Origin of the sequence: Glycomyces tenuis DSM 44171, assembly GCF_000427885.1 — a bacterium.
In the GTDB taxonomy this organism is placed as follows: Bacteria; Actinomycetota; Actinomycetes; order Mycobacteriales; family Micromonosporaceae; genus Glycomyces; species Glycomyces tenuis.
The window spans coordinates 180253-191595 of the sequence record NZ_KE386600.1 but is presented as its reverse complement, the minus strand read 5'-3'; the positions used below and the strand labels follow the sequence as shown (position 1 = coordinate 191595).

At 69.6% G+C, this 11343-nt stretch carries 12 protein-coding genes; 4 read left to right on the top strand and 8 right to left on the bottom strand.

Going from position 1 to position 11343, the window contains the following annotated elements; genetic code table 11:
* Position 1 precedes the first annotated feature (1 nt).
* Genes YWW_RS0125090 through YWW_RS0125050 form a run of 8 tightly spaced genes read right to left on the bottom strand, consistent with a single transcriptional unit; the run spans position 2 to position 7321 of the window.
* Positions 2-1123 carry an acyl-CoA dehydrogenase family protein gene (locus YWW_RS0125090; RefSeq protein ID WP_026932234.1) on the bottom strand — a complete coding sequence of 374 codons (1122 nt, stop codon included), beginning with the start codon at positions 1121-1123 and terminating at the stop codon, positions 2-4.
* A 6-nt stretch (positions 1124-1129) separates the two neighbouring features.
* Complete coding sequence (locus YWW_RS0125085; RefSeq protein WP_035696798.1) at positions 1130-1759, bottom strand: TetR/AcrR family transcriptional regulator; 630 nt, start codon at positions 1757-1759, stop codon at positions 1130-1132.
* The gene (locus YWW_RS0125075; protein ID WP_026932232.1) at positions 1760-2473 is read right to left on the bottom strand and encodes an ABC transporter ATP-binding protein; all 714 of its coding nucleotides are present in this window, start codon (positions 2471-2473) and stop codon (positions 1760-1762) included.
* Positions 2470-3231, bottom strand: a complete 762-nt coding sequence (locus YWW_RS36580; protein ID WP_026932231.1) for an ABC transporter ATP-binding protein — start codon at positions 3229-3231, stop codon at positions 2470-2472. Before YWW_RS36580 ends, YWW_RS0125075 begins: the two co-directional genes overlap by 4 nt.
* Entirely contained in the window at positions 3228-4250 is a 1023-nt protein-coding gene (locus YWW_RS0125065; RefSeq protein WP_026932230.1) for a branched-chain amino acid ABC transporter permease, read from the bottom strand. The genes YWW_RS36580 and YWW_RS0125065 overlap by 4 nt, the downstream gene beginning before the upstream one ends.
* Positions 4250-5125, bottom strand: coding sequence for a branched-chain amino acid ABC transporter permease (locus YWW_RS0125060; RefSeq protein ID WP_162146002.1), 876 nt, complete (start codon positions 5123-5125; stop codon positions 4250-4252). Before YWW_RS0125060 ends, YWW_RS0125065 begins: the two co-directional genes overlap by 1 nt.
* A 9-nt stretch (positions 5126-5134) precedes the next feature.
* On the bottom strand, positions 5135-6349 hold the full coding sequence (locus YWW_RS0125055; RefSeq protein ID WP_026932228.1) for an ABC transporter substrate-binding protein: 1215 nt from the start codon (positions 6347-6349) through the stop codon (positions 5135-5137).
* Positions 6350-6382: 33 nt separating this feature from the next.
* Positions 6383-7321 (bottom strand): cyclase family protein, encoded by a 939-nt coding sequence (locus YWW_RS0125050; protein ID WP_051326291.1) that lies wholly within the window; start codon positions 7319-7321, stop codon positions 6383-6385.
* 113 nt (positions 7322-7434) lie between these two features.
* Between YWW_RS0125050 and YWW_RS0125045 the strand changes: the two genes are divergently transcribed.
* Genes YWW_RS0125045 through YWW_RS0125030 form a run of 4 tightly spaced genes read left to right on the top strand, consistent with a single transcriptional unit; the run spans position 7435 to position 11117 of the window.
* On the top strand, positions 7435-8406 hold the full coding sequence (locus YWW_RS0125045; protein WP_026932226.1) for an NAD(P)H-dependent flavin oxidoreductase: 972 nt from the start codon (positions 7435-7437) through the stop codon (positions 8404-8406).
* A gap of 33 nt (positions 8407-8439) precedes the next feature.
* Positions 8440-9201, top strand: a complete 762-nt coding sequence (locus YWW_RS36355; RefSeq protein WP_026932225.1) for an electron transfer flavoprotein subunit beta/FixA family protein — start codon at positions 8440-8442, stop codon at positions 9199-9201.
* Between the two features lie 9 nt (positions 9202-9210).
* Entirely contained in the window at positions 9211-10182 is a 972-nt protein-coding gene (locus tag YWW_RS36350) for an electron transfer flavoprotein subunit alpha/FixB family protein (RefSeq protein ID WP_026932224.1), read from the top strand.
* On the top strand, positions 10179-11117 hold the full coding sequence (locus YWW_RS0125030; protein ID WP_026932223.1) for a cytochrome b/b6 domain-containing protein: 939 nt from the start codon (positions 10179-10181) through the stop codon (positions 11115-11117). The genes YWW_RS36350 and YWW_RS0125030 overlap by 4 nt, the downstream gene beginning before the upstream one ends.
* Positions 11118-11343 lie beyond the last annotated feature (226 nt).

Below are 11343 nucleotides of genomic sequence, written 5' to 3'. Positions count from 1 at the left end.
GTTACCTCGCTACCTTCAGGACGCGGTCGGTGATGATGTTGCGCTGGATCTCGTTGGTGCCGGAGTAGATCGACATCGCCTTCGAGGCCAGATAGTGGTGCCGCCAGTAGTCGCGGTGCGCAGTGCAGCCGCTGTCCAGGCCCAGCCGGGCGGCGTCCTGGATGAGCTCGCTCCACTGCACCTTGAGGATGGAGCCGGCCGTGAACCAGTCGAGACCGGCCGCCTTCTCCTCGGTGGCGCGCAGGATGTGCCAGCGCAGCAGCTCGCGGCGGTCGTCGAGGCGCGCGGCGTCGACGCCGCCCTCGGCGCAGCACCGGCCCAGCAGGTCGATCTGCGCGGCGGCCTCGACGAGCCGGGTGGCCGCCTCGGTGGTGCCGCGCTCGTTGCCGAGCACGGTCATCGCGACCTTCCAGCCCTCGTGCTCGTCGCCGACGAGGTCCTCGTCGGCGACGAAGACGTCGGTGAAGAAGACCTCGCTGAACTCCTCCTCGCCGTCGATCTGGCGGATCGGGCGCACGTCGACGCCGTCCTGCTCCATGTCGAGCAGCAGGAAGCCGAGGTTGTGGTGGCGCGGGAGCTCGTTCGAGGTCTTCACCAGCATGAGGCAGCGCTTCGAGTACTGCGCGAAGCTCGTCCAGATCTTCTGCCCGTTGACGAGGTAGCCACCGTCGACCTTCACGGCCGTCGTCGCGACCGAGGCGAGGTCGGAGCCCGCGCCGGGTTCGGAGAAGCCCTGGCACCAGATCTCGCTCGCGTCGAGGATCCGCGGCAGGTACTTCGCCCGCTGGGCCTCGCTGCCCGCGGCGATGATCGTCGGCCCGGCGAGCACCCGCCCGATGCGCCCGAAGCCGTCGGGGGCGTTCGCCCGCGAGGACTCCTCGTAGTAGATGAGCTCCTCGATCGGGCCGAAGCCGCGCCCGCCGTACTCGGCGGGCCAGGCGAGTCCGGCGTAGCCGCCGGCGTAGAGCGCCGCGTCCCACTCCCGCTGCGCCTGCTGCACCTCCGCGGGACTCAGCGAGGCCCGGTCGGCCGTCCACTTCTCGGGGAGGGCGTCGCGCACCCAGGCGGCGACCTCCTCCCTGAACACGGCCGCGGCCGGCTCGTCGAATCGGGTGATGGTCATGCCGAATCAGTGCTCCTTGTCGGTCGGTGTTCGTGTCGTGCGCTCGTCCCGCGCGCCCTCGGTCACCATCTGCACGGCGAGGTCGCCGAAGAGCTCGCCGACGGCCGCGGCGTCGAGCCGCCCGCTCGGCCGCCACCAGTTGACGACCGAGTCGCCCATGCCGAGGATGGCGTAGGTGGTCGGCGTGACGTCGACGTCGCGGAACTCGCCGGAGTCGATGCCCGCCCGGATGATGTCCTTGAAGACCTGCTCGTAGGCCTTGAGCATCACCAGCAGCGACGAACGCGTGCCCTCGTCGAAGTGCACGAGGCTGTCGCGGAAGAAGACGACGACGTTCGTCGAGCTGAGGTAATGGATGACGTGGGCCTTGACCGCCGCGGCGAGCCGCTCGCCCGGGGTCGGCCCCGCGCCTTCGAGGGCGGCGAGCACCGAGGTGTGCAGTTCGCCGGTGCCGTTGCGCACCAGGCGCTCGACGAGGACCTGCTTCGAGGGGATGTAGTTGTAGATGCTCTGCACCTCGATGCCGACGGCCTTGGCGATCTGCCTGAGCGTCATCCCCGTATAGCCCCACTGGTTGAACAGCACCCGGGCGGCTTCGTAGATGCGGGTCTCGGTGTCGTTCTTCTCGACGAGCATTTATTTCTCCCCAACTGAAAGATGTCGGTTGATCAGGTCGGGGCGGGCGACGAGTTCATCGGGGGCGCCGGCCCAGACCGCCTGACCAGTTTCCAGGATGTGGACCCGGTCGGCGAGCTCGGTCACGAAGCGGAAGTTCTGCTCTGTGACCAGGACGCCGAGATCGAACAGCGAAGGGAGTCGGGAGATCGACGTCCGCAGCTGTTCGACGATGAGCGGCGCCAGACCCTCGGTCGGCTCGTCCAGCAGCAGGAAGTCGGGATCGCCCATCAGGGCGCGGGCGATCGTGACCGCCTGCTGCTCGCCGCCGCTGAGCTCGAAGCCGCGCCGCTTCAGCAGCTTCTCGACCAGGGGCACGTTGGCGAGCACCTTGTCGAGCTGATCGCCCGGCGCCTTTCTGGACTTCGCGATGTCGAGGTTCTCGGCCACGCTGAGCGAGGTGAAGATCCGCCGGTTGTCCGGCACCCACGCCACGCCGCGGCGCGCCACCTTGTAGGTCGGCGTCTTGCGCAGCGAGGCGCCCGCGACCGTCACCTCGCCCGTCGCGCTGATCTCGGGGTCGTTGACGATCGACTTCAGCAGGGTCGTCTTGCCGGCGCCGTTGCGTCCCAGGAGTCCGACGGTCTCCCCTTTGCGCAGGGTGATCGACACATCAGTGAGGGCGACGGCGAGGCCGTAGGACGCCGAGAGGGAGGTGATCTTGAGTTCGCTCATGCCGCCGATCCCCCTTCGTAGGAGTCGCCGAGGTAGATCTCCCTGGTGAGCGGGTCGTCCCGGACGGCAGCGGGGCTGCCTTCGAGGGCCACCTTGCCGCCGGCCATCAGCACCACGCGGTCGGCGAGGGCGAACACCACCTCCATGTCGTGGGCCGTGATCACCACCGTGAGGTCGGGCCGCGACTCGCGCAGTCCTTTGAGGAGCCTGATGGTGCGGGGGATGTCCTCCGCCCCCATGCCGGCGGTGGGCTCATCGAGCAGCAGCACGGCGGGGTCCTGTGTGAGCGCCATGGCGATCTCGAGGCTCTTGCGGTCACCGTGCGAGAGGGTGCTGGACGGCTGGTGCCGCCGGTCCTGGAGCCCGACCGCGTCGAGAGCCGCGGTGATCGTGTCGCCGGGCCGCGGTGCGCGCGAGACCGGGTTGCGGTACCGGCTCCGGCGGGCGTCGCGGGCGATCACGAGGTTCTGCTCGACCGTCTTCTCGAGGAAGTAGCGGGCGACCTGGAAGGTGCGGGCGACGCCCAGGTGGGCGAGCCGCTTGGCCCCGGCCCGCGTGGCGTCCTTGCCGAACAGGAGCAGCGAGCCGCCGGTGGCGCGGTGCTCCCCCGCCATCACGCCGAACAGCGTGGTCTTGCCGGCGCCGTTGGGGCCGATGACGGCGACGGTGCGGCCCCGCTCGATCGTGAGCGAGACGTCCTGCACCACCGGGGGGCCGCCGTAGTGCTTGTGGACGTTGCGGAGTTCGAGCGCGATCACCGCGTCCTCCTTCCTCTCGAAAGCAGCCCTCGCAGTCGCGAGAGCACGCCGAGCACGCCGCTCGGGAACACCAGCACGACGGCGAGCAGGATGGCGCCGAGCACGAGGGTGGCGTGCGGGGTGTTGCCGAAGACGAGCGCGTTGATGAACTGGAACAGGATGGCGCCGACCGCCGGTCCCCAGAAGCGCGTCATGCCGCCGAGCAGCGCCATGATGATGATCTGGCCGCTGAAGGTGAACGACAGCGTGGACGGGGTGACGATCGAGCCCTGCTGGGCGAAGAGCCCTCCGGCGAGACCGGCCACGGCCCCGGCGAGCGTGAACGCCGCGAGTCGGAGCGCGTTGACCGGGATGCCGATCGCCGCCGCCTTGACCGGGTCGTCGCGGATCGCGCTGAGGCTCTCGCCGAACGAGGAGAGGTTGATCCGGCGCAGCAGGCCCATCACGACGGCGACCACGATGACGGAGTACCACCAGAAGGTCTCCGGCGGCGCGAGGTCCACCCCGGCGATCTCGCCACGGGGGATGCCGTAGATGCCGTTGTCGCCCTCGAGCTCCGGCACCCGGAAGGTGAGCAGGTAGGCGATCTGCCCCACGATCATCGTGAGCATCGCGAACTCGACCTTCGCCAGGCGGCGGCCGATCAGCCCGATCACGACCGCGGCGACGGCGGCGACGGCCGCCGACACGCCGAGGAACGTCAGCGGCCCCCATGCCTGGTCCTTCAGCAGCGCGGCCGCGTAGGCGCCCATGCCGAAGAAGGCCGCGTGGCCGAAGGTGTAGGTGCCGGTCCAGCCGAACAGGACGCTCAGGCTCGTGGTGAGCAGTGCGTAGATCACCGCGATGCCCAGGATGTACTGCATGTTGGGCGGCATCGCGAAGTACGCCGCCGAGGTGAGGACGAGGAAGATCAGCGGTTCGTAGACCGGGCGCAGATCGAAGCGCGCGCTCGCGACCCCCGGGAGGATCGACGGCCCGGCGGCGATGCGGCGCGGCGCGGTTCGGACGGGTGCGCTCATCACGCCCTCCCCAGTTTCGCGCTGCCCAGCAGGCCCCGCGGCCTCACCAGCAGCACGACGGCGACCAGGATGTAGAAGGTGAAGCCCGCGAGTTCCGGCATGTGGGCCACCGCGAACGCCTCGGCGACGCCGACCAGCAGCGCGGCTACGAGCGAGCCGGTCACCGAGCCCAGGCCGCCGATGATGACGATCGCGAAGCTCTGCAGGATGAAGTCGTGCCCGAGGCTGGGCGAGACCGAGACGTTGGGGGCGATCAGGGCGCCGGCGAGCCCCGCGAGGGCGGAGCCGAGGCCGAACACCAGCAGCATGACGCGCTTGGTGTTCAGGCCCACCGCCTCGCCCATCACGGAGTCCTGCGCGACGGCCCGCACGGAGCGGCCGAAGGCGCTCTTGTTGATCAGCAGGAACAGTCCCGCGGCGACCAGGACGCCGACGACGACGAGCACGATGTCGTAGAGGGGGATCGTCGCGCCGAGGATCCGCGTGCTGCCCGAGAGGACCTCGGGCCTGCTGATCGAGCGCGGCGTGGTGCCCCAGAGCACTTCGGCCACGCCCTCCACGATCAGCAGGACCGCGAAGGTGGCGAGCAGCATCGTGATGTGGTCGCCGCGGTAGAGGCGGCGTACCACGGTGCTCTCGGTGACGAGCCCGAGGGCCGCCACGGCCGCGGCGCCGGCGAGCACCGCGACGGCGAACGTCGGGAGCGTGGGGAGGCCGGTGCCGATGACGGTGGTGGCGAGCAGGGCTCCGACGACGAAGAAGGAGCCGTGCGCGAAGTTCAGCACGCCGATGACCCCGTAGATCAGTGTCAGCCCGCTCGCCACCAGGAAGAGCGGCACGCCGTAGGCCACTCCGTTGATCAATGTCGAGATCACGGCCAAGACTCAGCCCTCGCTCCGCGGTACCACGACGGTCTCGAGGACCTCGACGCCCTCCTCCGCGTCGGCGTTGCCGACGGTGTTGGTGATGACCACCGGCGGGTCGGCCTGGTGTGTGGTCGCGTCGATCGTCAGCTCGCCGCCGGGGGTGTCGAACGAGAGCCCGGCGAGCGCCTCGGTGACCGGGGCGGTGTCGGTCGATCCCGCCTTCTCGACGGCCGCCGCCATGGCGAGCACGCCGACGTAGGCGTCGTAGCTCCAGTCGACCGGCAGCTTCCCGGTCTTGGCCTTGAACTCCTCCACGAACCGCGTGTTCGCCTCGTTGTCGAACGCGGCGTAGTTGTAGTCGTAGGAGTTCCACACGTTCGGCGCCTGGCCGTTCAGGGTCCGGGCGACGGGATAGTAGCCGCCGGGGTTCACGATCACGTCGAACTGCGAGGAGAGGTCGTAGGAGGCGGCCTGCTGGAGGAAGCTGCCGGTGCCCGAGCCGTACGTGCCGAGGTAGAGCGCGCTCGTCGCGGGATCGTCCACTTCGTTGACCAGCTGCTGCACCTGGAGGCCGAAGTTCTGCTCCCCGATCGGCACGAAGGTCTCGCTGGTGACGTCCATGCTGACGCCGTGCTCCTGGACGGCGTCCTGGTACAGGTCCCACTGGGTGGTGCCGGTGACGTAGTCGTAGCCGAAGACCGAGTAGTCGGTGGCCTCGGGGAACCGCTCGGCGATCGTCTGAGCGAGCGGCGCGATCAGCGCAGAGTCGTTGTTCGAGGTGCGGAAGAGGTTCGGAAAGGGCGCGTCCTCCCCGTCCTTCCCGGTCAGGTCGTCGTTGGTGCATCCGGTGGTGACCAGCGCGACGTCCATGCTCGCCAGCTGCGGCCCCAGCGCGAGGCAGCCCGCGCTGGAGAGCATGCCCACGACGAGGTTGGCGCCCTCGCCCGCCATGTCGCGCACGGCGGCGACCGAGGTCTCGGGGGTGGTCTGCTCGTCGCTGTCGACGAGTTCCACCTGCCGGCCCAGGATGCCGCCGGCCTCGTTGATCTGGTCGACGGCCACCTCGGCGCCCGCGACCTGGTTCTCGCCGATCTCGGCCAGCGGCCCGCTCTGCGGGCCGACGACGGCGATCTTGATCGGCTCGTCGCCGTCGTCGCCCGAGCAGGCGGCGGACATGCCGAGCGTTCCGATGACCGCCACGACGGCGATCGTTCTCCTTGCGAAATTCGTCATTGAATATTCCTTCGCGTGGTGAGGGATCGTGTGTCAGAGAATCGCCAAGGCGTTCCCCGGTGAGCCGGACGCGCCGCGCAGGTTGAGCGGAGCGGCCGTGAAGAAGAAGTCGAACCGGCCCGCGCGGGCGCAGGCGGCCGACAGCGCCTCGAGGGCGAACAGCTCGGCCAGGGGGAGGCCGAGCAGTGGCAGGAGCCGCCGGTGCAGCGAGCCGACCGAGGCGTCTCCGGGGACGGGTTCCACGGCCGGAAGGTCGGTGACGACCGCGGCCGCGTGCCAGTTCCACAGCAGCCGTGCCGTGTCCTCGCCCGCGTGCAGGCCGGGGATGGCGGTCACCGCCTCGGCGCCCGCGGGCCGCGCGGCGTACTTCGCGGGCCAGCCCGTGCGGATGAGGAGGATGTCGCCCTGCCGTATCCGCACGCCCTGCGCGTCGACGACTCGCTGGAGCAGGCCCGGCGAGATCGTGTGCTCCTGGTCGACGGGGACACCCGGGCCGCCGTCGGCCGTCAGGAACGCCTCGACGTCGATGAGGACGCCGCGCCCGGCGATGCCGCGTTCGGCCCACAGCTCGATTCCGAGGGGGGCGTCGACGGGGTCCGTCGCCGCCTCGACCCCGCCGAAGTAGCCGAACTCCCGCGCCCGGACGTGGTAGAAGCCGTCCCATTGGCTGGAGCCCTGGGGGAAGTAATTGTCGACGACGTCGTCTTTGGTGTTGCGGTCGATGTCGAACTGCTGGTGCCGCATCGGCTCCCGGCCGAACAGCGGCGGGTCGGGCTGGTCGGCCGGGAGGCTGAGCGCCACGACCTCGCCGGTCCGCACCGAGCGGGCCGCCTCGGCGACGACCTCGGGGGTGAGGAAGTTCAGCGTGCCGAAGGGGTCGCCGGGTCCGAAGAACGCCCACGAGTGCGGCATGTCGAGCTTCGGCAGGCGCGGAAGTTCGTCGTAGCTCGGAACGACTTTGTTCAGGTTCACAGTCGCCAGTATTGACTGACGAACGCTCGTCAGTCAATACTGATGAAGAAATTTCCGCACGAGCGTTCGTCGGCCCGGCCGCACGCCCGCTCCGGCCGAAGGAGTCCACCACCGTGTTGAAGACGCGATTCACCACAGCTTTCGACGTCAGCGCGCCCATCATGCAAGGCGGAATGCAGTGGATCGGCAACGCCGAACTCGCCGCGGCCGTGTCGAACGCGGGCGGCCTGGGGACGATCACGGCCCTCACCTTCCCCACCCCGGCCGCGCTCGCGGAGCAGGTGAAGATCTGCCGGGACCTCACCGACAAACCATTCGCTGTGAACCTCACCACACTTCCGTCGATCGACCCGCCGCCCTACGAGGAGTACCAGGCCGTCATCGTCGATCTCGGCGTTCCCGTCGTCGAGACCTCGGGCTCCAACCCGGCGGTGTTCGTGCAGAGCTACCACGACGCGGGCGTGAAGGTCGTGCACAAGGCCACGAGCGTCAGGCACGCCCTCAAGGCCGAGCGGGCGGGAGCCGACGCCGTCGCGATGATCGGATTCGAGGCCGCCGGCCACCCCGGCGAACTCGACGTTCCGCTGTTCGTGCTGCTCGCGGCGGCGGCCCGGCGGATCTCCGTGCCGCTGCTGGCGGCGGGCGGGATCGCGAACGGGGCCGGACTCGCCGCCGCCCTCGCACTCGGCGCCGAAGGCGTGCTGATGGCGACCCGCTTCATGGCGACCGCCGAGGCGCCGATCCATCAACGGGTGAAGGAGGAGCTGGTCGCCCGCGACGAGCTCCAGACCGACCTCGTCTTCCGGCAGCTGCGCAACACCGCGCGGGTGTCGAAGAACAGCGTCTCTCAGGAGGTCGTCTCGATCCTCGACGCGGGCGGCGAGTTCGCGGACGTGCGCGAGCTCGTCGCCGGTCGCCGCGGACGCACGGTCTACGAGACGGGCGATCTCGAGGCCGGCATCTGGTGGGCCGGCCTCTCGCAGGCGCTCATCGACGACATCCCCACCTGCGCCGCGCTCGTAGAACGCATGGTGCGGGAGGCCGAGGAGACCATCACGACCGTGCTCGCCCCCGAGACCACCTGAGGCGCCCACGCGCGCAGAAGGAGAGAACCGACCATGAAGATCATCGTGCTCATCAAACAGGTGCCCGACACCTACGGCGACCGCCGGCTCGATCAGGCCACCGGGAGGATCGACCGCGGCGGCGACCTCGTCGTCGACGAGATCACCGAGCGGGCGATGGAGGTGGCGCTCAAGGAGAAGGACGCGCGCAAGGCGGAGGTGGTGCTGCTGACGATGGGGCCGGCCTCCTCCGTCGACGTCCTTCGCAAAGGGCTCGCTCTCGGCGCGGACCGCGCCGTCCACATTCTCGACGAGGATCTCGCCGGATCGGACATGCTGCGCACCTCGGCCGTGCTCGCGGCGGCACTGCGCCGTGAGGGGTTCGATCTCGTGATCGCCGGCAACGAGTCGACCGACGGCCGCGGTGGCGCCTTGGCGGCGATGATCGCCGAGCGACTCGGCCTCCCGCACGCCACTTCGCTCAACACCGTCGCCATCGGAGCGGACAACGTTGCGGGCGAACGGGCCGGCGAGCAGGGCACCAGGGCGATCCACGCGGAGCTCCCGGCCATCGTCTCGGTCACCGAGCGCAACCCCGAGGCGCGCTTCCCTTCGTTCAAGGGCTCGATGCGCGCCAAGAAGAAACCCCTCGACACTGTGGCGCTCGCCGAGCTCGGCGTCGCCGAACCGGCGTCGCGAACCACCGTGCTGACCGCCACGCGGCGCCCCGCCCGCGCGGCGGGCCGCAAGATCGCCGACGACGGCACTGCGGCCGCGGAGCTGGCCGAATTCCTCACCTCATCCCGCCTCATCTAGGAGCAGGCCGTGCCGAACATACTCGTCCTCATCAGACTCTCAACACACGACACCGTTGACGCTCACGCCACCGCGTTGCTGGCCGGCGCCGCCCGCCTCGGCACCCCGATCGCCGTCCTGGTGACCGACGGCCCGCTCGGCGACGGCACCATCGCCGCGCTCGGCCGCGCCGGGGCGGCCGAGGTGCGCCACTACATCTCCCCCGAAGTCGACTCGGCGTTGCTGACGCCGATGGTCGACGCCCTCGCCACCGCCGCCGCGGATACCGCGCCGGTCGCCGTGCTGACGGAGAACACCATCGACGGCCGCGAGGTCGCCGGCCGGCTGGCCGTGCGCCTGGACGCCGGAATGATCGTCGACGTCGTCGACCTGCGCGCCGCCGAGGGACGGGCGGTGGCCACCACCTCGGTGCTCGGTGGGTCGTACACCGTGGAGTCGGCCGTCGAGGGCGGCCCGCTCATCGCGACGGTGCGCCAGGGCTCCCTGGAAGGGCCGGTGACGGTCACTGAGCCCGAAGTCAGATCCGAGGCGCTGCCGGTGTCGGCAGTCCCGAGCGCCGCCGTCGAGGGGGTGTCCGAGACGCCGGTCGCCTCGAACCGGCCGGAGCTGCGCACGGCGGCGCGCGTCGTCTCCGGCGGCCGAGGGCTCCAGTCGCGGGAGCGGTTCGCGCTCGTCGAGCAGCTGGCCGATGCCCTGGGGGCCGCGGTCGGCGCCTCGCGAGCGGCGGTCGACGCGGGCTACGTGCCGCAGTCGGCTCAAGTCGGCCAGACCGGCGTCACCGTCTCGCCGCAGTTGTACGTCGCCCTCGGCATATCCGGCGCCATCCAGCACCGCACGGGCATGCAGACCGCGAAGACCATCGTCGCGATCAACAAGGATCCGGACGCGCCGATCTTCGACATCGCCGACTTCGGCGTGGTGGGCGACGTGTTCACCGTGGTGCCCCAGCTGATCGAGAAGATCGAGGCCGATCGACGATGAGCACGACAGCCGACCGGCTCGCCGCCGTCCGAAAGCGTCCATGGTTCAAGCTCGTGTGGCTCGTGCCGGCCGCGATCGTGGTACTGCTCATCGTGGTGCTGGGCGCCCAGGCGTTCCGGGCGAGCGGCATCGGGCGGGACTTCCTGACCGCCTACCCGGGCGAATCCCACCTGCCCGAGTGGGCGCCGGTCGGCTTCCCTGCCTGGCTCGCCTGGCAACACGGGATCAACGCGCTCCTCATCGTGTTCGTGATCAAGTCGGGCTGGGCCGTGCGCACGAACCAGCGACCGACGATGTTCTGGACCAGGAACAACGCCGGACCGATCCGTACCAAGAACCCGCCGAAGAAGCTCAGCATCGATCTGTGGCTGCACATCGTCGCCGACGCCCTCTGGGCCGTCAACGGTGTCGTGTTCTTCGTCCTGCTGTTCGCCACGGGGCAGTGGGCCAGGATCGTGCCGACCTCTTGGGACGTGTTCCCGAACGCGCTCTCGGCGGCGATCCAGTACGCCTCCCTGAACTGGCCGGCCGAGGACGGCTGGGTGAACTACAACGCGCTGCAACTGCTGAGTTACTTCGCGATCGTCTTCCTCGTCGCCCCGCTGTCGCTGCTCACCGGGCTGCGGATGTCACCGTCGTGGCCGAGGAACGCGACCCGGCTCAACAGGATGTTCCCCATCGAGGCCGCGCGTGCGCTGCACTTCCCGTTGATGATCGCGTTCGTCGCATTCATCGTGGCGCACCTGGCTCTCGTGCTCGCGACCGGCGCTCAGCGCAACCTCAACCACATGTACGCGGCGACCGACGAGGCGAACTGGACCGGATTCTGGATCTTCCTCGGCTCCCTCGTCCTCATGGCGGGGGCTTGGATCGCGCTTCGCCCGATGTCTCTCCGCGCGATCGCCTCCACAATGGGAGATGTCACGCGGTCTTGAATCCAAGCACTGCTCGAACACGCACGGATCCGACAAGAGGCCGTCTGCGCCGTGCCACTCGGCTCGCAGCTCTTTTCGGTCGCCGCGATGTCGCGGTCGTGCCGGGCGCCGGGGGTCGCACGGTCACCGCCCCGTGACCAGCCGCTTCATCGCAGTTATGCAAATGTGACTTGCGTCTACCGTGCGATGGCGTTAGGTTGAGCCAAAGCGCTTTGCCAAAGCGCTT

What these genes read in the sequence shown, in the direction of transcription:
- YWW_RS0125085 (WP_035696798.1), bottom strand. Translation starts at nt 1,759, where the DNA reads ATGCTCGTCGAGAAGAACGACACCGAGACCCGCATCTACGAAGCCGCC.
- YWW_RS36355 (WP_026932225.1), top strand. Translation starts at nt 8,440, where the DNA reads ATGAAGATCATCGTGCTCATCAAACAGGTGCCCGACACCTACGGCGAC.
- YWW_RS0125055 (WP_026932228.1), bottom strand. Translation starts at nt 6,349, where the DNA reads ATGACGAATTTCGCAAGGAGAACGATCGCCGTCGTGGCGGTCATCGGA.
- YWW_RS0125030 (WP_026932223.1), top strand. Translation starts at nt 10,179, where the DNA reads ATGAGCACGACAGCCGACCGGCTCGCCGCCGTCCGAAAGCGTCCATGG.
- YWW_RS0125090 (WP_026932234.1), bottom strand. Translation starts at nt 1,123, where the DNA reads ATGACCATCACCCGATTCGACGAGCCGGCCGCGGCCGTGTTCAGGGAG.
- YWW_RS0125075 (WP_026932232.1), bottom strand. Translation starts at nt 2,473, where the DNA reads ATGAGCGAACTCAAGATCACCTCCCTCTCGGCGTCCTACGGCCTCGCC.
- YWW_RS0125065 (WP_026932230.1), bottom strand. Translation starts at nt 4,250, where the DNA reads ATGAGCGCACCCGTCCGAACCGCGCCGCGCCGCATCGCCGCCGGGCCG.